This window comes from Bulleidia extructa W1219 (assembly GCF_000177375.1).
In the GTDB taxonomy this organism is placed as follows: domain Bacteria; phylum Bacillota_I; class Bacilli_A; order Erysipelotrichales; family Erysipelotrichaceae; genus Bulleidia; species Bulleidia extructa.
Map to the genome: position 1 here is coordinate 70,113 of NZ_ADFR01000009.1, position 24,757 is coordinate 94,869.

General features: G+C 36.3%; 24 protein-coding genes and 1 pseudogene. 3 read left to right on the forward strand and 22 right to left on the reverse strand.

Annotated elements, in window-relative coordinates:
• Positions 1–19: 19 nt before the first annotated feature.
• The 5 genes from gatB to HMPREF9013_RS04850 are packed head-to-tail and all read right to left on the reverse strand — an operon-like array spanning position 20 to position 7,291.
• The gene (gatB, locus tag HMPREF9013_RS04830; RefSeq protein WP_006627258.1) at positions 20–1,450 is read right to left on the reverse strand and encodes an Asp-tRNA(Asn)/Glu-tRNA(Gln) amidotransferase subunit GatB; all 1,431 of its coding nucleotides are present in this window, start codon (positions 1,448–1,450) and stop codon (positions 20–22) included.
• Positions 1,450–2,841, reverse strand: a complete 1,392-nt coding sequence (locus HMPREF9013_RS04835) for an amidase family protein (protein WP_006627259.1) — start codon at positions 2,839–2,841, stop codon at positions 1,450–1,452. The genes gatB and HMPREF9013_RS04835 overlap by 1 nt, the downstream gene beginning before the upstream one ends.
• Positions 2,841–3,137: an Asp-tRNA(Asn)/Glu-tRNA(Gln) amidotransferase subunit GatC gene (locus HMPREF9013_RS04840; RefSeq protein WP_006627260.1), complete on the reverse strand. Its 297-nt coding sequence runs from the start codon at positions 3,135–3,137 to the stop codon at positions 2,841–2,843. Before HMPREF9013_RS04840 ends, HMPREF9013_RS04835 begins: the two co-directional genes overlap by 1 nt.
• Positions 3,138–3,178: 41 nt before the next feature.
• Positions 3,179–5,149: an NAD-dependent DNA ligase LigA gene (gene ligA / locus HMPREF9013_RS04845; protein WP_006627261.1), complete on the reverse strand. Its 1,971-nt coding sequence runs from the start codon at positions 5,147–5,149 to the stop codon at positions 3,179–3,181.
• A gap of 9 nt (positions 5,150–5,158) precedes the next feature.
• Positions 5,159–7,291, reverse strand: coding sequence for an ATP-dependent helicase (locus tag HMPREF9013_RS04850; RefSeq protein WP_006627262.1), 2,133 nt, complete (start codon positions 7,289–7,291; stop codon positions 5,159–5,161).
• A 105-nt stretch (positions 7,292–7,396) separates the two neighbouring features.
• On the opposite strand from HMPREF9013_RS04850, the gene HMPREF9013_RS04855 reads away from it, so the two are divergent.
• The 3 genes from HMPREF9013_RS04855 to HMPREF9013_RS04865 are packed head-to-tail and all read left to right on the forward strand — an operon-like array spanning position 7,397 to position 10,043.
• Complete coding sequence (locus HMPREF9013_RS04855; RefSeq protein ID WP_006627263.1) at positions 7,397–8,263, forward strand: class I SAM-dependent methyltransferase; 867 nt, start codon at positions 7,397–7,399, stop codon at positions 8,261–8,263.
• The gene (locus tag HMPREF9013_RS04860; protein ID WP_006627264.1) at positions 8,248–8,925 is read left to right on the forward strand and encodes an RluA family pseudouridine synthase; all 678 of its coding nucleotides are present in this window, start codon (positions 8,248–8,250) and stop codon (positions 8,923–8,925) included. The genes HMPREF9013_RS04855 and HMPREF9013_RS04860 overlap by 16 nt, the downstream gene beginning before the upstream one ends.
• Positions 8,922–10,043: a M15 family metallopeptidase gene (locus HMPREF9013_RS04865; RefSeq protein WP_006627265.1), complete on the forward strand. Its 1,122-nt coding sequence runs from the start codon at positions 8,922–8,924 to the stop codon at positions 10,041–10,043. Before HMPREF9013_RS04860 ends, HMPREF9013_RS04865 begins: the two co-directional genes overlap by 4 nt.
• Here the strand turns inward: HMPREF9013_RS04865 and HMPREF9013_RS04870 are convergent.
• The 17 genes and pseudogenes from HMPREF9013_RS04870 to typA form a co-directional block, all read right to left on the reverse strand.
• Entirely contained in the window at positions 10,040–10,891 is an 852-nt protein-coding gene (locus HMPREF9013_RS04870) for a patatin-like phospholipase family protein (protein ID WP_006627266.1), read from the reverse strand. The two genes, HMPREF9013_RS04865 and HMPREF9013_RS04870, sit on opposite strands and share 4 nt — an antisense overlap.
• Positions 10,892–10,903: 12 nt before the next feature.
• On the reverse strand, positions 10,904–12,427 hold the full coding sequence (cls, locus tag HMPREF9013_RS04875; protein ID WP_040333568.1) for a cardiolipin synthase: 1,524 nt from the start codon (positions 12,425–12,427) through the stop codon (positions 10,904–10,906).
• A gap of 12 nt (positions 12,428–12,439) precedes the next feature.
• On the reverse strand, positions 12,440–12,880 hold the full coding sequence (locus HMPREF9013_RS04880) for a GNAT family N-acetyltransferase (protein ID WP_083793766.1): 441 nt from the start codon (positions 12,878–12,880) through the stop codon (positions 12,440–12,442).
• A gap of 298 nt (positions 12,881–13,178) precedes the next feature.
• Entirely contained in the window at positions 13,179–13,730 is a 552-nt protein-coding gene (locus HMPREF9013_RS04885; protein WP_006627269.1) for a hypothetical protein, read from the reverse strand.
• 529 nt (positions 13,731–14,259) lie between these two features.
• Complete coding sequence (locus HMPREF9013_RS07625) at positions 14,260–14,751, reverse strand: radical SAM family protein (RefSeq protein WP_006627270.1); 492 nt, start codon at positions 14,749–14,751, stop codon at positions 14,260–14,262.
• A gap of 83 nt (positions 14,752–14,834) precedes the next feature.
• Positions 14,835–15,023 (reverse strand): hypothetical protein, encoded by a 189-nt coding sequence (locus tag HMPREF9013_RS07630; RefSeq protein ID WP_006627271.1) that lies wholly within the window; start codon positions 15,021–15,023, stop codon positions 14,835–14,837.
• A gap of 129 nt (positions 15,024–15,152) precedes the next feature.
• Positions 15,153–15,695: a ClbS/DfsB family four-helix bundle protein gene (locus tag HMPREF9013_RS04895; RefSeq protein ID WP_006627272.1), complete on the reverse strand. Its 543-nt coding sequence runs from the start codon at positions 15,693–15,695 to the stop codon at positions 15,153–15,155.
• A 6-nt stretch (positions 15,696–15,701) separates the two neighbouring features.
• Positions 15,702–15,965 (reverse strand): zinc ribbon domain-containing protein, encoded by a 264-nt coding sequence (locus HMPREF9013_RS07570; protein ID WP_006627273.1) that lies wholly within the window; start codon positions 15,963–15,965, stop codon positions 15,702–15,704.
• 61 nt (positions 15,966–16,026) lie between these two features.
• Positions 16,027–16,926: a helix-turn-helix transcriptional regulator gene (locus HMPREF9013_RS04905; protein WP_006627274.1), complete on the reverse strand. Its 900-nt coding sequence runs from the start codon at positions 16,924–16,926 to the stop codon at positions 16,027–16,029.
• A 204-nt stretch (positions 16,927–17,130) separates the two neighbouring features.
• Positions 17,131–18,144 (reverse strand): annotated as a pseudogene (locus HMPREF9013_RS04910) (MobA/MobL family protein); the annotation flags it as partial.
• Positions 18,145–18,285: 141 nt separating this feature from the next.
• A complete protein-coding gene (locus HMPREF9013_RS04915; RefSeq protein ID WP_006627276.1) occupies positions 18,286–18,480 on the reverse strand; it encodes a hypothetical protein in 195 nt (64 codons plus the stop codon).
• A 36-nt stretch (positions 18,481–18,516) separates the two neighbouring features.
• The gene (locus tag HMPREF9013_RS04920) at positions 18,517–19,269 is read right to left on the reverse strand and encodes a class I SAM-dependent methyltransferase (RefSeq protein WP_006627277.1); all 753 of its coding nucleotides are present in this window, start codon (positions 19,267–19,269) and stop codon (positions 18,517–18,519) included.
• 144 nt (positions 19,270–19,413) lie between these two features.
• Entirely contained in the window at positions 19,414–20,004 is a 591-nt protein-coding gene (locus HMPREF9013_RS04925) for a thioredoxin domain-containing protein (RefSeq protein WP_006627278.1), read from the reverse strand.
• Positions 20,005–20,014: 10 nt separating this feature from the next.
• The gene (locus tag HMPREF9013_RS04930; protein ID WP_006627279.1) at positions 20,015–20,611 is read right to left on the reverse strand and encodes a hypothetical protein; all 597 of its coding nucleotides are present in this window, start codon (positions 20,609–20,611) and stop codon (positions 20,015–20,017) included.
• Positions 20,598–21,530, reverse strand: a complete 933-nt coding sequence (locus tag HMPREF9013_RS04935) for a 1-phosphofructokinase family hexose kinase (RefSeq protein ID WP_006627280.1) — start codon at positions 21,528–21,530, stop codon at positions 20,598–20,600. Before HMPREF9013_RS04935 ends, HMPREF9013_RS04930 begins: the two co-directional genes overlap by 14 nt.
• Entirely contained in the window at positions 21,527–22,747 is a 1,221-nt protein-coding gene (gene pepT / locus HMPREF9013_RS04940; RefSeq protein WP_006627281.1) for a peptidase T, read from the reverse strand. The genes HMPREF9013_RS04935 and pepT overlap by 4 nt, the downstream gene beginning before the upstream one ends.
• Positions 22,748–22,913: 166 nt before the next feature.
• Positions 22,914–24,752: a translational GTPase TypA gene (gene typA / locus HMPREF9013_RS04945; protein ID WP_006627283.1), complete on the reverse strand. Its 1,839-nt coding sequence runs from the start codon at positions 24,750–24,752 to the stop codon at positions 22,914–22,916.
• Positions 24,753–24,757 lie beyond the last annotated feature (5 nt).

A 24,757-nucleotide genomic window follows, 5' to 3' on the forward strand; every position in this document is an offset into this window, starting at 1 on the left:
CCTATTTTCCCAAGTTTCACTAGTTCCGTCTTTTTTCTAAAGCTTCCTTGACCAAACCATTCACTATTTGAGGATTAGCTTGACCACGAGATTGTTTCATGACTTGACCCACTAAAAAACCAATTGCTTTATCCTTACCATTGTTAAAATCTTCAATAGCTTGCGGATTTTCTTCCAAGACGGCATCAACCATTGCTTGAATCGCTTTCATATCCGATACTTGAACAAGTCCTTTTTCTTTAGCGACCATTTCCGGATCTTTACCAGCCATCAAATCTTCTACAAGCTTCTTAGCTTGTGCATTGGATATCGTTCCATCGTCAACCATCTTCACTAATTTAGCCAATAACATTTGACTTAAATGAACTTCTTGAAGGCTCATTTCATGTTTGTTCAACCAAGCTGAAATTTCACCTAACAACCAATTACAAATACCTTTTGGATTATCACTATATGGTAAAACCGTCTCGAAATAATCTGACATTTCCTTATTGGCAATCAATACATGAATATCGTGTGCATTCAAATCGTAGTCATGTTTATATCGATTCTTTCTTGTTTCCGGTAGTTCCGGTAAACTGGATTGAATCTCTTCTATCCACTTTGGATCTAAACGAATTGGAAAAATATTCGGCTCCGGGAAATATTTATAATCCACCGTTCCTTCTTTAACACGCATGGAAATCGTTGTGTTTGTCTTATCATCAAAACGTCGTGTTTCTTGGTGAATCTCTTCACCAGCCTCCAATAAAGCAGACTGCCTTTGAATCTCATATTCCACAGCTTTACCAATATGAGAAATCGAGTTAATGTTTTTAATTTCATTCTTTACACCAAGCGTCCTAGATCCCTTAGGGGCTAACGAAATGTTCACATCACAACGCATTGATCCTTCTTCCATCTTCACATCTGAAACCCCTAAATAGTACAAAGTTTGACGAAGGGCTTCGACATAAGCCTCTGCTTCTTGTCCATTTTTCATATCCGGTCTAGACACGATTTCAATCAATGGAGTTCCTGCACGATTGAAATCAATTAGCGAAAAATTCGTTAAATGGAATTGTTTCGCTGTATCTTCTTCCATATGGATTCGCTCAATACGGATTTTCTTGATTTGACCATCACTTTCAATTTCCACATAGCCATCTCGACCAATCGGATGAAATTGCTGAGTAATCTGATATCCCTTTGGTAGATCCGAATAATAATAATTCTTACGATCAAACTTCACTAAAGGATCAATGGTTAGATGAAGAGCCGTGCAAGACTGAATGGCTTTACGCACAGCTTCCTTATTTACCTCCGGTAAAGTACCCGGATGGCCTAAATCAATTTCATTGACACAAGTATTCGCTTTGCGACCAAACGAAGTTGGAGCTCCCGAAAACATCTTGGTATTCGTTTTTAATTGGACGTGAATTTCAATTCCGATCGTAACATCATATTCCATTATTTCACCTCCACATAGCTATCTTTCAAGCCTGTCACTTCTTCAATTGCTGCACCAATTTGAAACATCACTCCTTCTTGCCAAATATCTGTATTCAAATTGATACCGACCGGCATACCATCTACAAATCCCATTGGTTGTGTCATGGATGGCGTCCCTGAAAAATTAGCAATGGCCATATAATTTTCTGAAATCAAATAGGCATCAGACAATGGGTTAATATTATCCACTTCCTCAATCTTAGGAGCAATCGTCCCAGCTGATGGAGCAATAATAGCATCATAGTCTTGAAGAGCTTTCTTCCACATATCTACAATTTGACGGCGAACTCGTTGCGCTTTACGGAAAACACGCTCTTGGTTTTCATCTTGAAGTCCATAAGAACCAATCACAAAACGTTTACGAATCTTTGTTCCAAATCCTCTCGTTCTGGTATTGATCATGATTTCTTCCATATGGTCACCCTCTTGACGACAACCATAACGAATACCGTCTAAATTCGAGTGATTCGAAGTGGCCTCGCAATTGGCAATAATCATATAACTTGGATAAATCGCAGCCATAAGTGTTTCATCTAATTCTATCATTTCCACCACAGCCCCTTTTTCCTTCAAGCCGTCCACAATTTTATCAAACAGATGATTGATGCGCTTATCTTGAATGTGGTGATACACATTTCCCAAAATTGCAATCTTCTTGCCCTGAATGTCTTTACCCACATAAGCACAATAGTCATCCACCGGTTCAAAACCGGAAGTCATATCTTTTTCATCGCGCCCACTTAAAACCTCTAATGTCAAAGCCGCATTCTGAATATTTCTCGTGAAATAACCCACATGATCCAAAGAAGACGCATATGGAATAATCCCGTAGCGACTGATTCGGCCATAAGTTGGTTTTACCCCAATCACACCACAATATGAAGCAGGTTTCCGAACAGAATCTCCTGTATCAGAACCAATGGCCATTGGCACAATGCCCGCTGCCACCAAAGCCGCTGAACCTCCGGAAGAACCACCTGTAATACGACTGGTATCCCAAGGATTATGAGCTGGACCAATAAAAGAACTCAAGTTCGTTCCTCCCATAGCCAATTCATCCATCGATGCTTTTGCAATGGTTACTGCACCGGCTTGGTTTAATTTTTCCACGATAGTCGCGTTATAAATAGGTACATAATTTTCTAAAATACGAGAACCTGCTGTGGTATAAATGCCTTTAGTATTCACATTATCTTTAATCGCAATCGGCATGGATAGCAACTTACCTTCACTTGGTAATCGTTCTAATGGTTCTTGCGGATCTACAAAGGTGATGACCGCATTCAATTTTTCTTGTAAATCCTTCGCTTTTTCATAAGCTTCTAAAACCTGTTTTTTCGAATATGCCATTATTTCACCACCTTAGGAAGCACAAAATGTCCTTCTACCTTCTTTTTAACATTTGCCACAGCCTCTTCTTGACTAATCACATGTGTCACCACATCTTCTCTTAAGAAGGACGTTTCCACATCCAAAGGATAAATCATTTCTTCCGTTTGACTGGTGTCAATTGTATCTAACAACGCCAATTGTTTATCCAAAATTTTAAAATCATCTGATAAACTACCCGCTTCTTCATCACTTAATTGAAACATCAATTGTTTTGCCAAAGATTGGAAGTATTGACGATCTCTATTTTCACTCATAAATACCTGCTTTCTACCGTATTATTCTAGTCTTTTCAACCCTATTTATCAATAAATCTAGTCATAAAGTCAGCTTCACTTAAAATCGGAATTCCCAACGATTTTGCCTTTGCGTTCTTGGAAGAAGTGCTATGGATATCATTGTTAATCAAAAAGTCGGTTGATCCACTCACTACCGAAGCGACTTTCCCGCCCCTAGCGCTGATCCATTCCTTTAATTCATTACGATTCTTAAAATAATGAACCTCTCCTGTCACCACAAAAGTCAAGCCATCCAAAACACTATCATGACTCACCTTATGTAAATCTTCTATCGTCAGAAACGAAAGCAAATCCTCCATTTCTTTTTGGTTATTTAAGTCTTTCATCCAGCGCACAAACGCTTCCGATTTTTGTGGACCAATACCATCAATATGTGAGAAAAAATCTAATTCTTTTTCTTTGGCTAAAGTAATCAATTCCATCAGCGGATAGACACGAAGAAGTCGACTTGCGACATCAATCCCCACTAAAGGAATGGATAATGCAAATAAAAATTTATCTCCCCGAACCACCTGCGCTTTTTCTAAGGAAGTTAAGATATTTTCAGCTGACTTCAACCCAAAGCCATCCAGATTTTCAATCGCTTCTTTTCGATCCTTCAAACGATAAATATCTCCATAATTCTGAATCCAACCTTGGGCAATAAAAGTAGATAATGTCGCTTCTGAAATACCATCAATATCCATACCTTGCTTCGAAACAAAACGAACATATTTCTTCAAAGCCTTAGCAGGACAATGGGCATTACTACACTTCAGTGTTTTTGTTTCCGAAATTTCTGAAACGTGAATCTTCGTCGGTTTTCCACAAACCGGACAAAGGGTTGGGATTTCTAAATTGCCCACTTTTTTTACAACTGAAATCACCTTAGGAATGATCATATTTGCCTTGATAACTTCTACTTCTGTTCCACCAGAACCAATACCCAACCGTTCACATTCCGAAATGTTGGCTAAAGAAGCCCTTTGAACTGTAGTACCTTCTAATTCAACCGGTTCAAAGACGGCAACCGGTGTAATCGTAGAAATCGCATTAGACCACTCCACCCGAATTAATTTAGAAAGTTTGGATTGATCCGCCCATTTAAAAGCCAACCCGGATCTAGTCGCATGATGCCCTGTCACCGTTCCGCTAGACGCATACTGAATATCTTCATAAACAATTACCAAACCATCTACTGGATAAGGGTTCTTTCTCTGCTTTACCTTTTCACTAAACTGTTTCAAGACTTTCTGAACCGATTCTTCACTCGGTTTTTCAATGAATGTATGTTCCACCACATCAAATCCAAGCTTGGTTAGAAACCCCATTCTATCGCCCCAAGAATTGATCTCTTGATCACAATGCACTAATGTAAAAGGACGGAAGTGAATTTTTCTTTCTAATACTTCTGAGGCTTTTTTTAAACTTAAAGAACCCGAAGCTAAGTTTCTTGGATTCGCATAATTTTCTCCTGTCTCCCTCACATATTGTTCAAAGTCCACATAGGAAATAATTGCTTCACCTCGCACAATCAGCCGACCAGGATATCTAATTTCCTTGGGAATACCAAATAATCCATCCACCAAATGTGTGATATTAGTACCGACATGACCATCTCCTCGAGTGACCACTTTCTCCAGTTTTCCTTTTTCATAAGTCACGACCAACGTCAAACCATCAAGCTTCCAAGACATCCAAATCGGATGACCATCTGCCCATTTCACCAGTTCGTTTACACTCTTTGTTTTAGCCAATGATAGAGCTGGAAATTCATGAATTTCCTTTTGCCCAACGATTTCATCCGCCGATACTTTCTGCGTTGGAGAGTCGGGTAAAATAAGGCCTGTTTGTTCTTCTAAAGCTTTTAATTCATCAAACAAACGATCCCATTCTTGATCACTTAAAATTTCTCGTTGACCATTATAGTAGGCATTTGAAGCTTCATTCAATTGTTGAATCAACGCTAGCATTCTTTCTTTTTTTCGCATATTAGCTCCTTACTTTTTTGCTGTTAAAGAAGGATGAGAAGCTTGTAAACGCTTAGTGCCAAAAGGATACGCAAATGCAACCGTCACAAATTCCCCTTCTTGTAGAATCACAACACCCTCACCAAATTTAACGTGTTCAATGATGTCCCCTTTCTTCCACTTTTTAACCTCTCTTACCGGTTTTTCCATAAATTGACTATAGAAAGAAGATTCCTGTTTCTCTTGGGATTTGACTACCCCTCTATGTTCAATATAGAGATCTTCAATTTCATCAATAAAGCGAGATGGTGTCTTTACCCTTTGTAACATAAACGAATAACCTCCAGCATCGGTTAAATAGAGATGCTTACGTGCTCGTGTAAAAGCCACATACGCTAACCGTCTTTCTTCTTCCACCCCATGATATCCTTCTTGAAGCGAACGTTCTGATGGAAAAATCCCTTCATTTAAATCAGATACAAATACTGTATCAAACTCCAAGCCTTTCGAGGCATGAACCGTCATTAATTGAACAAAATCATTTTCTACTAACTCTTCTTTATCCCCATACAAAGCCACCGATTGTAAATATTCTTCTAACGTCGCTTCCGGATGATACCTGGAGAAATCTCGAATATCCTCCATTAATGACTTCAAATGGCCTAAATTATCCGTGTCTTTTTCCGCTTCCAGAAAAGCACGATAACCCGACTCATCCATAACCAGTTCAAAAAAATCAAATAATTCCAATCCTCCTTTTTGTTGCAAAGAACGCCACCTTTCAACACGTTGCACAAATTGTCGAATCGTATCTTGTGTTTTTCCTTTGAACAATTCTTCCTTTTGTAACAATTCAAATTGCGAACAATTTAATTCCCTGGCTCTATGGGCAATCATCTCTACTGTTTTCAAACCCAAACCACGCTTTGGACGGTTTAAAACTCGGGTCAAGGATAAATCATCGCCTACCACAATCAAGCGCAAATACGATAAAGCATCTTTGACCACCTGACGTTCAAAGAAGCGTAAACCACCATAAATAATATATGGAATCCTTTCATCCATAAGTGCCTTTTCCAAAGCACGAGATAAGTAATTCGCCCGGTATAAAACTGCCATTTCTGAATAAGTGCCTGTTTTTAGTCGAATGGATTTCATTTCTTGAGCAATCCAAGCCGCCTGATATTCATCACTTCCAGCTGAAAAATGATAAATCTTTTCTTTCGATTGATTATCTGTAAACAATTCTTTATCCACCCGTTGCTTATTGTTTTTAATAACTGAGTTAGCTCCTTTCAAAATAGAACTGGTGCTACGATAGTTTTGCGTCAATAAAATCGTCTTTGTATTAGAAAAATCTTTTTCAAAATTGACAATGATACGCACATCCGCTCCACGCCAAGTGTAAATGGTTTGGTCAGGATCTCCTACTACCAGTAAAGAATTATCTTTCCCTGTTAATTGCTTGATTAATTGGTATTGAATACGATCAATATCTTGAAACTCATCTACTAAGATATAGTGAAAATGCTGCTGCCACTTTTGTAAAACCACTTCAAAACGATCAAACAGACGAACCGTCCATAAAATTAAATCATCAAAATCCAAAGCAAACAATTCTTTTTGTCGATGAAGGTAATATTCATAAATTTTGACTTTCTTCTTTTCCAAAGAAGAAAAATCTGCAATCTTATTTGCTTCTTCCACACTCACATTTTCTGTTTTATTATTCGAAATGTAACTTAAAGCACTCGCAAATGAAATTTCATTTTTATCCACGGAATGCTCTTTATAGTACTCCTTTAAAATAGCCTTTTGATCTTCCACATCTAAAATCGTAAAGCTCTTCGGATAGCCCATAGCTTCAATCTCTTGACGAAGAATTCGTACACACAAAGAATGGATCGTACAAACGGTCGGCTTGGAAACTTCTTCTTTCATAAGACTCAAAACACGGGTTTCCATTTCCCTAGCCGCTTTGTTGGTAAAGGTAATTGCTAAAATCTTACTTGGCCAAACTTTTTTTTCTTCCATCAAATATGCAATACGCATCGTTAAAACGCGGGTCTTTCCTGAACCGGCTCCGGCAATGACTCTTAAATATTGATGCTCATCCAGCACCGCTTCTTTTTGTTGGGGATTTAAGGATTGTATATCTAACACAAAAGGCCTCTTTCTAACGAACTTGTATTTTTAATTATAAAGTTTTAAAAGGGCCTTGTAAATTTTAGAGTCCGGTCCTGTGATATAATGAAAACGAGGTAAATTATGATCAAAAAAGCAGAAAATTGGAACGATTATGAATGTATTGATGCCGGTGATTTTGAGAAATTAGAACGTTGGAAAGAAGTCATTTTAAGAAGACCGGATCCTTTAGCTATATGGCCTAAAGACAAAAAAGTCAATTGGAATCAATATGACGCTATTTATCATCGTTCCAAATCCGGTGGTGGTTCTTGGAGTTTTAAACAGAAACTACCGAATTATTGGACCATCGGCTATCAAAATCTACGCTTTAAAGTTTCTCCAACCGGCTTTAAACACACGGGGTTATTCCCTGAACAAGCTGCTAACTGGGATTGGATGCATGATTTAATCCAAAGTCGCCAAGGAAAAGAAACTCGTATTTTAAATTTATTTGCGTACACAGGAGGGGCTACCCTTGCTTGCGCTGAAGCTGGTGCTAGTGAAGTTGTCCATGTAGATGCCTCTAAAGGTATGGTGCAATGGGCAAAAGAAAATCGAGATTTTTCTCATCTTCAGAATCATAAAATTCGTTTTATTGTCGAAGATTGCTTGAAATTCGTCGAAAGAGAAAAAAGAAGAGGAAGAACCTATCATGGTATCCTCATGGATCCTCCAAGCTATGGTCGCGGTCCTAATGGTGAAATGTGGAAATTCGAAAAAGAAGTGATGGTTTTAATTGAAAAAACATTAGCTATTTTGGATGAGGACGCCTTATTTTTCTTAGTCAACTCTTACACCACCGGTTTTTCTTCAACCGTCTTTGAAAATCTTTTTAAAACTTGTCCTTTACCGGAAGGGAAAATTGAAACAGGGGAGTTAGGCCTACCCGTTTCCTCACGGGATATTATTTTACCAGCGGGAATTTACGCAAGATGGCAGAAACAATAAAGATCATTTACGAAGACAATCATCTTCTTGTCGTGGAAAAACCTGTTAATGTACTATCACAAGCGGATAACAGCCAAGAAGACGATATGGTCAGCCGGTTGAAAAAATTGATTAAAATCAGAGATCAGAAACCCGGTCAAGTGTTTATCGGATTGGTGCATCGTCTAGACCGACCCGTTGGTGGTCTGATGGTCTTTGCCAAAACTTCAAAAGGAGCCTCACGTCTCAGTGATTCTATTCGATGCCATACTTTTAAAAAAATCTATTTAGCCATTGTAGATAGCGTTTCTTTACCACAAGAAGGTACTCTCGAAGATTATTTATACAAAGACAGTCAAAAGAATCGTGTTTTTGTAGTGGATGCCAAAAAAGGAAAACTGGCTCGATTACATTACCAAGTATTAGCTAAAAAAAGGGGGAAATCTTTAGTTCGCATCGTTTTGGAAACAGGTCGTCCTCATCAAATTCGGGTACAATTTGCCAGTCGAAATTGGCCTTTAGTAAATGATCAACGCTATCATCCACACCCAAATAGAGGATCGATTTGTTTATTTGCTTACCAACTCAGCTTTCCCCATCCCACCAAGAGAGAGGAAATCAGCTTTCAGTTATATCCCAAAACCAGTGGAATTTGGTCTTTATTCCAGGAGAAATTGCAATGAAAAAGAAACCGAAAAGACATATCCGAAAAAGTTTTCTTACCCTTTGTATTCTCTTCATGATTGGTATTGTTTATCTTTTTCTAGAACCCGCTCATCGAAAAAAGAAACAATTGGAAAAACTTGGCTATCACCAAAACCATATTGAAGTCCTTATGAAAGAAAAGAAAGCCGATGAAGTGATTCAAAAATCTATTCGTTCACCAATCTTAAAAAAGGCGATTGATGACCACCGTTTTTATCCTGCTTACTTTACTTTATACAAAGCCAGCTATCAAAACCGTACTATTCAAGCCAAAGACATTCTTTTATTCCAACGTTTAAAAGATAAAGGATACGAAGAAGACCAACTGGAAAATCTCTTTCAAAAGGCCTCTTTCGCAGAACTAACTCCCCTATTGGTCTTGGATTATCAATGGGATGAAAATCGCTATTTAAAAGATGTGCAAAAAAACCGAGTAAAAAATACGAATGGGAAATTTCAGCTGAATCACACTTATCGAAAATTATATAAAATCAGTAAAGAAATTAGGAATCCGAAAATTGACACTCTCGTCAATCCCAATCATTATTACTCTTCTACCTATATTCCAAAAGATCTTTCACTCATTCCAACTTCCTACGCATCTAAACATCAAAAATTACGGAAAGAAGCAAGTCAAGCAGCCATTGAATGGATACAAGCTTCTATTGAAAATCAAAGCAATTTTTTCATCACTAACACTTATTTAGATTATAAAAGCCAAGAAAACCTCTATCTTAAAAATGAAAATCTAGTTGATAAAGCAGGATATAGTGAGCGTCAAAGCGGTTTACAGATGAAAGCTACTATCACCTATGCGAAACATAAAGAAAAAGCATTCCCTTGGATACAGAAAACGGCTATAGAATATGGCTTTATCCTACGCTATCCGATTGGTAAAGAACTCATCACTGCTCATCCTGGAAATGATTTGATTTTTCGCTATGTCGGTAAAGATTTAGCTAAGCGAATCCAGCAATCTTCTTTAACTTTTGATGAATATAGTGAACTTTATCTACAGGATTGGAATGATCCATCACACAAACCGATGGATTCAATTCTTCAGCAAGCACAAAATATAAAAGAAGGAGATCACTAGTCTTCTTCTTTTAAAAATGTCATAATTTCTTCTTTCCGATTCTCCATATCTGAATAACCCAAATGATACAATTGTTGAGCCTGTTCAGGAGAGCCTTTCCAACGAGAAACCGGTACATTGACCGTTGGATAAACGTTTATAACCTGACCTTTTTTGATGTATTCATCAATCAGTTGTCTTTGTTTGTAATAATTAAGATGACGAACTGCATAATCTTTCGCTATTTGTGGATATTTTCGATACACTATTTTCATTAAGCATTGCATCAAACCGCTAGATGGCTTGCGCACATAATCCGCTGCTTTTGTTGTAATTACTACCATATGAGTGCATCCTTGCTCAATGGCTCTTTCAATAGGAATCATCTTCGTAACCCCACCATCCAACAAATGTAGACCCTGGTATTCAATCACTTTTGCGGCTATCGGTAAAGAAGCCGAACCCAAGACCGTTTGAAGTTCCTCATCCACAGGGAAGTACTCCGTTTGTCCATGATCCAGTACATAGCACCCCACTTCCAATGGAGCCTTCTTTCCTACCAAATTCTTTCCGTCAAAGTGACCAATCCCGCGAAGATAATAGTCAAACAAACGCTTATAAGCGACATAGTGTCCTTCTTTTAATAAAGCTTTAATACCAACAATTTCCGGTGCAATAGAGTATTTCGTTGCTAAATCATAAGCTAACTGTTTCTGATTATCCCAATGCAACACTAAATAAATCGCTCCTGAGGAAATGCCAACCCCATAATCAAAGTGAATTTGTTGATCATAAAGCCACGCTAAAGCTCCTGCGGTATACGCTCCTCGAATCCCTCCGCCTTCTAATACTAATCCCAGTTTCTTCATTCTCTCTATCTCCTAAACCATTGGCACAAACAAATTTAAAATATCTCGGAAAAGACGCAACACTATGTTGGCTTTACATTTTTCTTGACTGATCCATTCTGATTTTGCAATAGCTTCTTCAAAATTCCGACGCATCGCCAAAGCTGTTGGCCGATGCACAAATAACACTCCATTCTCAAAATGCAAAAAATAACTTCGATAATCGGTATTGATAGTTCCAACTAAACCAATCACATCGTCTACCACAATGTTCTTCGCATGATTAAATCCCGGTGTATATTCGTATATCTTAACACCAGCTTGAACCAGAACTTCATAATTCCCTCGAGTGATTTGAAAAACCCAGGCTTTATCCGGAATATGGGGAGTTAAGATACGTACATCCACTCCTCTTTTCGCTGCCAATACCAACAAATCACGAATAGTATCCGTAATTACTAAATAAGCTGAATCAATATAGATATATTTCTTAGCACAATTGATGAGATTAATGTGAATATCCAACCCCAAGTTCTGACTATCCGTCGGAGTATCCGAAAAAGGTTGAAAAAAACCATCATTTTCCATAACATACTTCAAATCGTACTTTTCGTATTGCAACAGTTTTTTATCTTTCTTCAAATACGTCCACAAACCTAGAAACATACAGGTAAAAGACCATACCGCTTTTCCTTCTAGGCGAATAGCTGAATCCTTCCAATACCCAAAACGACGAATGTGATTGATGTACTCATCCGCAATATTCACACCTCCTGTATAGGCCACTCGATTATCCACCACTGCAATTTTTCGATGATCACGGTTATTCATCTTAATGGATAAGGCGGGCTGTAAAGGATTAAAACGATATACTTCAATTCCCATTTCCCAAAGCTTTTTATCGTAACTCATTGGCAACATAGCACTTCCAAAATCATCCATAATGATCTTGATTTCCACACCTTCTCTGACTTTCTCTTGCAAGATTTGGACAACCTGATCCCAAAGATAGCCATCTATTACAATATAGTATTCTAAAAAAATAAAATGCTTCGCTGATTTCAAATCTTCTAAAAAGGAAATAACCCATTCTTCACCACTTGAAAAGTACGTAGCCTTTGTCCCTTCATACACAGGAAAATCACCATAATCTCGTCCAAAACGGAATAGAGGTTCTTCTTCCGGATAATGAATTTTTAATTGTTCGATGGCTGTTTCATCTTGTGTGAATAAATCATTCATGGCTTGATTGGCTTTGACCGTCCCCCTGTCTAACTTGCGGGGTACTCGACGATTACCTGCCAACAAATAAATCGCAACACCTGTCAAAGGAAAGGTTAATAGCACTAATAACCAAGCAATTTTATAGCGGGCATCACTTGGTCGGTTAATAATATATATCGCAAAAGCTAAAGCAATGGCTCGAAAAATTCGATCAATGGAGCCATTATAATGCGAAGTGCCCGTCACAATCGAAAGGTATAAATAAAGCTGGATAAGGATCAATGGCCCAATCCACATTAACTTTGACGATAAAATCTTCAATAATCGATGCATATACGCAAGTTATTATACCAAATCTATCACGTAAATTCTTTTTCTTTTTTCTCCTCGTTTATATAGCCAATGGCTCCTAGGCACATCTACTTCCTCTAAAAAACGAGTGGGTAATTTTTCAATGGTTTTTCGAGAAGGCATGTTCTCCGGACTACAAGTGATAAAAACAGAATAAGCCAGTTCATATTCATTCACAAATTCTAATAAAAGTCGTGTGGCTTTTAAAGCATAATGGTGTCCTCGATACGCAAAACCAATTCGATATCCAATATTACCGGCATAATAAATAATTTCATAAGGACCAGTTCGATAATCTACATAACCAACACGAATATTTTGATGGACAATCGAAAAAGAATAGCAGCGTTGCCGATGAAACCACCCTCTTTCTTCAATGGATTCTAACTGTATTGTTATTTCACCATCACTATTTTGATACGCCATCAGGTTCATGATTCCATTATATAGCTTATTTTATATTTTTTAAAAATCATCTGATATCCTTTAAAATAAATCCGTAATCTATTTTTCTTTACTGGTTTCTAACAAAAGCATCTTGCTTTTTCATTTTTTCAAACGTGGAAACAGCTTATATTTTTGACATATATTGACACCGCATCTTCATATCTCACATAATCAAAAATATCATACATAGATTCTTAACAGCCCCCTCTTTCTAAACTGGGTTCCCTTAATGAAGCAACTTTTTTGTTTGGAAAATATATTGGCCAGCGAATACTTATCTTCTCATTCACCCCACAATCAATTCTGATAATTCTAAATCTGATAAAACAGAATCTGTATATAGCTTTCTCAACAAATTATCATCGAATTTTATAGAGTAATATTCTGTAACAAATTCTCGGAATCTTTCATACGTATCAAAAGCATATCCTAATAACCAATGACCTCCATCGTTTTCATCCGTTTGATTTTGATGAACTTCTCCATCATACCAAATGAAAAATGTTGTCTTATCCCTTTCGGTTACTGAAAAAAGATTTATCAATTTCTCATCAATTCCTTCGTACATCTTATCGATAATGTTCTGATTCCATTTGTCGGCAGTAAATTGATTCAGACTGTTTTCGTGTGCGAAGCCTTTTACCAACACCGCCGTTTCTGTAAAGATTACAGATAATGAATCTCCTGCTCCATTATCAATAACATATTTGAGATTCGATCCAAGTTTCTTCTTTCTGACCAATCTCAAGTCATCTTCTGATGAGGCAGTCAAAGCATTGTCTAAAACATATAGTGCCTCCAAGCTTGTATGCATATTATCCCAATCCATATACTTCATATTGTCTTTCCTCCATGTTTTAAGAAACAGTTTCCTGTTCCTTTAGTTCAAAAGAATGCTCTCATTCAATCTATAAATGTCAAATAATTTAAGGATGTCTGTTTATGGTTGATACCTTCAAACCTTATTGAATAATATCAAAAGTAATGATAAGTGAACCTTGCTTTCCACCATCCAATTTTTTCCTGCCAATCAATCCACATAAACTACTAATTTATATAGACAAGATTTTTGCAATATATATGATTTCAAATAGCACCTCAGTGTCTATTTTTTCATCTCAGACCAAAGTTTCTTTTCCATACAAAAAATCATTGCTCTTTTTATAACCTATTTCTCCCTCAACATAATATCTCCATTCTAGAACATCTCCAAATGCTTCAACACATTTGCAATCACTCCAGAAAGCGTTTTGCTAAGTACCTTTTTTGATTTATTGACGCTTTTCTTTTTAATTTTAAGCAAAGAAAAAGACGATAGATTTTTATTTTTCTATCGCCTCATAATCATAGATATTTAATTCCGTTAGTCAAACTTCATCAAAAAAACTAAGCTGCTTTGAGATGTCCTTTCCCTCAAATAGTCCCAAATAGTTAAATATTGCTTCATTATCATGAACGATACCGTTCCGCTCACAGAATTCGTGAAATACACCCATTAGTTTTTTATTGTTTACGCTGTTTGCTACATAATTGTTTCCGTATTCTCTGATGTATCGTTCTTTCAGCTTTGGAAACTTTTTATCTAACTGCGAATAAAAATACTCTCTATTTCCCTCTTTGAGTGTAACTCCCATACCAAAGCATATTATTCCAAACACTTTTGCTTCCTTGCAATAATTTAAAATACCAATAATGTTTCCCTCCGTATCGTTGATAAATGGCAGTATCGGAGTTAGCCAAACTACTGTTGGTATTCCTTCATCACGCAATATTTTTAATGCTTCAACCCTTTCTTTCGTTGTTGAAACATTAGGCTCTATCTTTTTACAAAGTTCTTCATCATAAGTTGTTAATGTCATTTGAATAACGCATTTTGCTTTTGAATTTATTTCTTCAAATAAATCTAAATCCCTTAAAACATTAGCTGACTTTGTTATAAGCGTTACACCGAAGCCATATTTATTATCTCAAGTGCCTGTCTTGTATAATTTAGTCCAAGTTCCTCTTCAATGTATGGATCAGTCATAGAACCTAAACCAATCATACATTTTTTCCGCTTTCGTTTTAGGTCCTCTTCCAAAAGACTGATTCCATTTTCCTTTACTTCTACATCTTCAAATTTGTGGTTCATCCGGTAGCAGTTGCTTCTTGAGTCGCAATAAATACAACCGTGAGTGCAGCCTCTGAACAAATTCATTCCATTTTTTGAAGATAATATTCCTTTTACCTTTGTAAAATGCACTTTACTATCCTATTCCAATTATTTTGATTTGCATTTTTTCTGATGGGCTTTTAATTTTTTCATTGCCCAATCATAATGGCTTGCAGTGGTACTTACAAAATAGGAACCCAGTGTACTCCCCCCTGTCCACTTGTAGACGCCTTTGGAAAACAATTCTTCACTTGTAAATTTTTCAGCCAACTCTAAAACATCTCTATGGGATTTATGAAACATTTTAGTTGCGTCTTCAAGAGAAGTATTTTGATGTTTCTTCCAAAATTCTACATTCATATCTCCATAAGTTTTCCAATTGTACGGCTCAGGCAAAAACGGTTTTTCTTCTCCCTTTTGATTGAAATGTACCCAATTCAAAATAAGCTGATGCCATTCATAGAGATGGATTAAAACATCTCTTAGATTCTTATCTCTTTTCCAGTGGGCTTCTTTTTTCTTTTCATCTTTTGAAAAGTCAAATGGTGTATTTAACTCTTCCTCAGTCATCTTTGAGATAAATAAATTTAACTTTTCATAGTTTTCCTTAGCAGCAATCATTAAATCATTTTTTGTCGTTGGTCTTGGCATAATTTTTTACTCCTTCCATCTCTTTAGAGTTGGGAAAAACTCCATCATCATTTTTCTTGCACTATCTTCATTCATATCTTTATTGGCTTCGACTACATGAGGAACGCATATCTCAATCATTTCCTCCATTGTTCCCTTAAAAGTAAATTCGCCTTTCTCAAAGCAATGCTTACAATAATCTTCATTTACGCTTCCATCTGAATTTGTACCATAAAGCTCTGTTCCCTCTCCCATAGGCATGCCACAGCATTGACAATATTTCGTATCCATTTTTTATTCCTCCTTATCTTTATTTAAGATAATTATATCTCACCATACTTGACACCATCTGTCATATTATATATTTTTCTGCCATTTTATTTATCATTTTTTTAATTTGCATTCTAACTTCTTCAGGTTCCAATACTTCTGCTTCATCTCCAAATGAAAAAATATAATTATATAAGTTATAGTCATTCGGTATTTCTATTTCAGTATATAAATTTCCGTCATTATCTTCTGTAATTTCTCCGTTTAGTTCATCATATACCCTGAAAGCAACTTTTCGATCAAACTTAACTTTTATATTCACTGTATTCTCATGTGGCGTTTCTTTTTTGAGTATTACATCTTCAAAGTTGTCATCAAACTTTTCAGTATGGATTTCTAAATTCTTTATCCTGGACAATTTGAAATATCTGAAATCATTTCTGAGTAAACATAGGGCATATAGATACCAATCCTGACTCTTGAAAAGTAATCTCACAGGTTTAACACTTCTGTCTGTTTCTTTTTCATTGCTGCTAAAATATGTGAATGAAATAATGTTTTTACTTAAAATTGCAGATTTGATATCATCAAATGTTTTTTCATACATCTTATTGTTTTGCCAATTATTAAAGTCAACCTCTATCCAACTGGTATTTTTCATTTTAAAGAGTGCAGAGAGTTTTGTTAGGAGCTCATTCTCACGCTGTATTGTGGTATTATCCAATCCTTGAAGAGCTGACATAATCTGTTGTTTCTCGTTTTCAGACAGTAGTGATTTACTAAGCACAAAATCTTCAGCAATTTCTATTCCACCACCCTTTCCTTGCAACGCATAGATGGGAATACCTGCACTGCTGATAGAGTCAATATCTCGATATATTGTCCTGACTGACACCTCAAATTTATCTGCAAGTTCACTTGCCGTAACTTTTCCCTTTTCTAAAATATAATATAGTATCCTAAATAGCCTATTATCTTTCATCGTTTTAACATCTCCTATAATTATTATACCACTATAACTTGACATATGTTGTCATATTATTAAATATTTTTCCAAATCATGGTAGTACTACTTATCTCTCCTATTCACTGTTATAAAAATAGTCAAAGTTCATTCTTCCGTCTCGCTAAAATTAAATTTATTTCACCCAATATTATTATTGTTAGATTTATATTTTACTAAGTTTTACAACCCTAACTCTTGCTTCTTTACCTTTGTTAATCCTCTCTTTTCTTGCAGTAATTTATCTATACAGCTTCTAACACTTTCAGCCTGTTCCACTTCTTTTCGTATATCTGTGATTTGAGAATATAGAGTATCTTTTTCTTTCCTCAAAGTGCCTATTTCTGATTTCCATTTGGATATATTTATGGTTTTGCTTTCTCCTAAATGCTCTTTCAGATATTTTTTGGCACTTTCAAATAAAATAATCTCTGCGGTATGTTCATTGTAGAAAGTATCTTGTTTGTTTTTCTTTAGCTTGGTATAGGCTTTATAGGTATCTTTATGCTTCAAATATTTCTCGGCGTGGTCGATAAGTTGTACTCTATCATCTATTTTCTTTTCGGTATCTTTAATAGTTCTTGTAGTCTTGTAGTTCTTATCTCTTAAAGTAACTATGTTTTCTTTCAGTTCAGATAAGGAAATGATGTTTTTTTCTTTTAAGAATTGATAGCTTTCGATGTATTGTTCTAAATCTGTATTATGGTTATCTGCATTTTTACGGATAAGATTTTCAAAAACGGATAGCAAATTTTCTTTGGATTGGAGGGTAGATTTGAGATTATCAGTTTCTGCTTTTTCTTCTTTTCCTATTCCCCTTATCCAATTTAACAAGGCTTTTATTCTTCTTGAGATTTCTCTTAAAATCATGTTTTGATGTTTGATTTCTCGGTTGATATTTCCTCTGTCGGTGGCTATGCCTTTCTTTTCCATTTGGGTAGCTGATACGCCTAAATGAATGGTCGGTATTTGTTCTATGCCTTGTCTTTGATAGGAACGGTGATCTACTTTTTCTTGTATGCTATTTTCTTCAAGATATTTGTTTGTAATGTCTGCCCATGCTTTTCGCCAATGTTCTGCTTTGTCTTGCTCATTCCAATTCACTGTATTGATTTTTCTTGTCTTGTAATTTCCATTTTTGAGTTTTACTTTTTCTCCGTTTTCATCAAGGATATATTCTTTTTTTGATTTTGCTCCCCAGAAAGCGTTTTGCTAAGTACTTTTTTTATTTATTGATGCTTTTTCTTTTGACATTTTGATTTTAAAAAACAGTAAACTGATTTACAATTTACTGTTTCTCAAATTGTTATATTCAATTAGACAAACTGAAGTTTATAATCATCTCTTTTTCTTGATGAAGTAAGTAATAGCACTCAGTACGCAAATCAAAACAACACAGAAAAAAACCAATCTAATCAGCACTGTTGGTGTCGGTATATCACCAAAATGATACCAACTCATAGCCGCAAAGAAGAAGAATGTCGTAATTACTGATACTATTACCACAAAAATATATGGAATTATTTTTTTCATGGTCATCACCTCCCACAATTTCAAATTTATCTATTCCTATAATTTAGCTGATTTTGTTGCAATATATGTTTTAATATTCAGTTCATGCAGCCTACCAAAACCATTTGTATCCTCATACATATCAAGCAAAGTAAACCCTGCCTTTAATTGTCCGCCTATCTGCTCCGTCATATTGTGAGAAAACTGCATTCCGGATTTTTCTTTAATCATATATTCTTTAGCCACTTTATCTTTTAATGGATTAAAAGGCATTTTCCAAATAATTTCTTTTTCTTCATTATCCACAATGTAATTTATCTCATTATTTAAACCCGCAAGAAGAATACCACCCTTTTTCAGAACTCTATAGGCTTCATTAAAAACATGTTGCACATCTTCAACATAACAGTTAGAAACCGGATGAAACACTATATCAAAAGTTTCATTTTCAAAAGGCAAAATTTTTGTCATATCTCCTTCAATAGCTTTAATATTATAGCCTTCTCTTTCAGCAATTAAAAATTCGCTTTCTATTTGCTTTGAAGAATAATCAAGTACAGTACAATCTGCCCCTAATGCATTAAATATAGGCATTTGTTGCCCTCCACCTGATGCTAAACCTAAGAGTTTTTTTCCTTTTAAATCCCCAAGCCACTCATGTGGAACTGAAACAGTCGGAGTAAGAAAAATCCTCCATTCTCCATTTTTTGCATTAATGTACTCATCATGCGAAATTGATTTCCCCCATTCCCAGCCTTCTTCAACCCATCTGTCAATAGTTTCTTTGTTTATATCCTGATATGTTTTCATTATTTCGCTTATCTCCTGAACAATTTTGGAGTTTATTTCTCTAACTATTTACTAATATTATACTATTCTTCCCGTTCCGATTGTACTACCTTTAACCGCTTATCTTGCCGGTTATTTTATCAAAAAAGTAAGTCATCATTTGACTTACTTTGCGATTTTTTGAAAAATACGAATGTAAATATTTTGCAGTTCTTTCTTTTGTTCTTCACTCATCTGTGAATCTTCACTAGTAATCTCATAGCTTTTTAATAAAGAGGTATGTTCCGCTACAGGAACACCATCCCGTATCGCCACCACTAATGGCACATAGAAACCATCGGTATTATCCCCTGTTTTTTGAAGAATTGGCGATAATTTAGCTAAAGCTGAATTGATATCCAATTCATTTGCCTTCGTTGTGTCCACATAATAGACTGAAACGCCCGTTCTCTTCATCGCTTCATTCAATTCCGGAACAGCCCTGATACAATAGGCACACTTGGTATATCCAAAATACACAATACCCGTTCCTTTTTCATTGATCAAACGCAACGCCTCTTTTGTACTTACTTCTTTAAAATCAGCTTTCTTCCCCCGAATCCACTTATAACCACTCATATCTGCTTGACTGGATTTGAGTTCCAACTTATAGTCAGCTTCAATTTTTTGATCTACTTTTGGCTCTTGATAACTATTGGTACAACCACCTAATAAACTGAGTGCCAGTAAAATCAATATCACTTTTTTTATATTCATCTGATCCCTCTCACTTAGATGCAATCTTTCGAAACATCTCTAAATAACGATTTTGAACCTCTTTTTTCACCTCAGAACTCAAACTATCTTTTTCATCTTTAATGATTTGATTATTCTTCAACGAAATCTGACCATCCACTATCACTCCTTGCTTAACAACCACTACAAACGGCGTCAAGAAAATTGAATGGCCATTTTTATCTTTTTTTAAAAAAGGTTTTAAAATCTTAACCATGGTTTGATACTCTTTTTCCTGAATTTCTTCATTGGTATTAATGTAATACACCGTTACATTGCTACGTTTCATCGCTTCGTTCAATTCCGGAAGTAACACTTGATCATAAAGACTTTCTACTTTCCCAAAATAAAACACACCTGTTCCTTTATCTTGGATGAACTTCAAAGCTTGTTGAAAGCTCACCTTTTGAAAAGAACCTAACTTTCCTTGTAGCTTAGCATAAGCCTTCGCCTCTAAACGATCACCTTTCAGTGAAACGGAAGACTCAATTTTCAACGGTGTATCCACCTTTGGCTCTTGATAACCTTTTTTTGCAGAACAAGCACTCAAACAAATAGCCATCCAAAAACAAAGACTATTCTTTTTCATCTTCCAACCTCGTCACTTCAATGCTTTCAAATTGTTGATTGATTCTCTCCATCGTTGCTAAGCTTTTCGAATAAGCGGTAGCGGAACCGCAACCTGCCGCAAAACGGAAACTTTCCATTCCATCATAAGAACGCTGATAATTCATTAAAAAACCAGCTACGATTGAATCACCAACACCAACCGTATTCACTCGCTGTTCCCCATCGCTTAAGGGAGCCTTAAAACTACCTTCTTCACTAATATAAAGAGCGTTTTTCTTACTCTCCAGAATGATCACATGACAAGCCCCTTTCGCTAATAAAGATTGGCCATGCGCCACTAATTCATCCCGACTTACTGAATGCCCTACTTTTTCCTGATATTCTTCTAAATTAAATTTCACCAGAAAAGGTTTAAAAGACAAAGATTTTTCAACAATCATAGAATCACAATCATCTAAGACAAGTTTCACTCCATCTTCTGCCTCATGACATAAAATATCCACGACCTCATTTTCTAAATAAGAAGGGGTCGAACCGGCTAGCACAAAGTAATCCCCTTCATAAAGAGAACTTACTTTTTCCGCTAGACTCTTCATATCGTCATGGGTAATATACGGACCTGCCGCATTGTAGTTTGTATGTGTTGGGGCATGAGCTTTTACATTAATGCGTGTCATTCCATCAATATAAACAAAAGAAGGTCGAATTTGTTCATATTTTTGTAATAAAGAAATATAGAAGTCTTTTGTGAAACCACCCAAGAAGCCAAAAGCACGACTAGGAATATGAAGATTATTCAAAACAATCGATACATTGACTCCTTTTCCACCAGCTTCATAATATTCTAAGTTCGAACGATTCGTTTTACCAAGTTCAATTTCTTTTTCAAATTCCAGATAATAATCTAAAGATGGATTTAAGGTACAAGTTCCAATCATAGTTCTGCCACATCTTTCACAATTTGGACAATCACTTGGATGGCCTCTAACATTTCATCTAAAACCAGATATTCATAAGGGCCATGGAAATTTGCTCCTCCTGCACCCAGATTAGGACAAGGTAATCCCATATAACTCAATTGAGCTCCATCCGTCCCTCCTCGAATTGGAGTACGAACAGCCTGTATCCCTACTTTTTCCATTGCTTTTTGAGCAATCTGTACCACTTGTGGATATTTCTCCAAAACCAATTTCATATTGCGATACGAATCGGTAAATTCTACCGTGCAAATTTCTTGACCCACCTGTTTATTGAGAAGTTGTGAAGCTGATTTTAATAATTCTTTCTGTTCTTGAAGTCGATTGAAATCGTGATCACGTAAAATATATTCCAAAGTCGCCTCTGTCGTATTTCCATTTACTTCAAGCAAATGAATAAATCCTTCTCTAGCTTCTGTGTGCTCGGGGCTTAAAGCATCGGGAATCATCGTTTGAAACACACAAGCTTGTTTTGCTGCATTAATCATTCGATTTTTTGCACTGCCCGGGTGAATAGAGTTACCTGAAATTTTAATCACAGCACTGGCCGCATTAAAATTCTCATCTTCTAACTCTTCAATGTCACCACCATCTATCGTATACGCAAAATCAGCTCCAAAATTTTCAACATCAAAGTATTTTGGCCCATTTCCAATTTCTTCATCCGGAGTAAAACCAATGCAAATCTTACCATGCTTGATTTCAGGGTGTTCCACTAAATATTTCATAGCTTCCATGATAGCGGTCACTCCTGCTTTATCATCAGCTCCTAACAAAGATGTTCCATCCGTCACAACCAACGTTTTACCCACTTTACGCTTTAAAGCCGGATATTCTTCCGGGCTCATGTGTCGTTGTTCATTCAATACAATAACACCGCCATCATAGTTTTCAATAACTCTTGGGTGAATGTTTTGACCATTAAAATCAGGTGCTGTATCCATATGAGCAATAAATCCAACGCTTGGTCCATTCACATCCGCATTCGCTTCTAACTCTGCATACACATAACAATGTTCTTCCACACGGACATGGCTTAGACCAATTTCCTTTAAATCTTTTTCTAATTGACGAGCCATATTCCATTGATGATCTGAAGAAGGGGTTATATCTTCCCTTTTCGGATTGGATGTACTCGGAATCGTAATATAACGAATAAATCTTTCCAAAGCTGTCATATCATGACCTCCTATGTAAAATCATCCTAATTTTATCATGATTATGAAGAAGCTTTCATCTTGGTACTTCTAATTTCAAAAACATACTTTCTTATAGAATCTTTCCAGATAGATAAAAAACTACTCCATAGGTTCTTTTCCAACATATGAAATAGTTTCACCTTTTTTATTTGCCTTCTTCTCTTTCAATACGACCAATATCACGAGCATGTCGACGACGATCAATTTCTGTTAACCATTTTTTACGAATACGAATGTTTTCCGGTGTAATTTCAACCAATTCATCATCATTGATAAATTCAATCGCTGTTTCAAGTGTTAATTGGCGAGGTGGCACAAGCTTCATCGCTTCATCATTTCCAGTTGAGCGAACAGCTGTCATCTTCTTGTTTTTCAATGGATTGACACCCATATCCATATTCTTAGACGACACACCGATAATCATGCCTTCATACACCGGAGTTTGTGCCCCAATAAACAATTGACCACGTTCTTGAATATTCCATAAAGCATAAGTCATGGCTCCACCTGTATCTGTAGAAATTAAAGCTCCATTTTCACGCTGTGGAATTTCACCCTTGTATGGTTCATAACCTGAAAGGCGTTGAACTAATGTTCCTTCCCCATGTGTCATATTGATGAAATCTGAACGGAAACCAATCAAACCACGAGTAGGAACGGAATAGGTAATGCGAGTATAGCTACCAATATCCTCCATATTTTGCATTATTCCTTTACGCAAGTTTAGACTGGAAATAACTGAACCGGAGTATTCCGTAGGCACATCAATCACTACTTCTTCAATCGGCTCCAAAGTATGTCCGTTTTCTTTCTTTAAAATAACCTCCGGACGAGAAACCGCAATTTCATAGCCTTCACGACGCATCTGTTCCAAAAGAATCGTTAAATGCAATTCGCCACGACCGGAAACTTTAAACGTATCGGTTGAATCCGTATCTTCTACTCGTAAGCCTACATTTACTTCCAACTCTTTTTCCAAGCGTTCCCGGATATTACGGGATGTCACAAACTTACCTTCCTGACCTGCAAAAGGAGAATCGTTCACCATAAAATTCATTGATAATGTTGGCTCTTCGATTTTCAACTCAGGCATTGGATCGGGAGCTCCTATAGGACACAAAGTATCTCCAATATTGATATCTGAAATGCCAGAAATCATACAAATTTCCCCACATTGAATTTCATCTTGAGCCACACGACTCAATCCTTTGTATACAAAAATTTGATTGGTTTTACCATTTTTAACTGTACCATTTGCATTCGCTACAGTCACTTGACTGGCTGCTTTTAACGTTCCTTTATAGACACGCCCAATTCCCAATCGACCAATGTAATCATCATAAGCTAATGCTGATACTTGCATTTGAAGGGGTTCTTCCATTAAATTCGGATAGGCTTGAGTATGATGAATGATGGTTTCAAACAAAGGAACGATATCAGTGTTAGTGTCCTCTTTTTCATATCGAACAATTCCATCTCGTGCGATACCATACAAAATTGGGAAATCTAATTGATCATCGCTAGCATTCAATTCTAAGAAAAGATCATAAACTTCATCAATAACTTCATCCACTCTGGCTTCGGCTTTATCTAATTTATTGATTAATAAAATTGGTTTTAATCCACATTCTAAACTTTTTTGTAAAACAAAACGTGTTTGAGGCATTGGTCCTTCTGCTGAATCGACTAACAAGATAACTGTATCAACCGTCTTAATAATGCGTTCTACTTCGGAAGAAAAGTCGGCGTGACCAGGTGTATCTACAATATTGATTTTATAGTCCTTATAAGTGACGGAACAATTCTTGGAATAAATAGTGATCCCTCTTTCACGCTCCAAATCGTTAGAATCCATCACTAAATCTGCAACCTCCTCATTATCTCGGAAGACATGACTTTGGTGTAAAAACGCATCTACAAGTGTTGATTTACCGGCATCTACGTGTGCAATTACCGCAATATTAATAATTTTTTTATAGTCCATCCCTT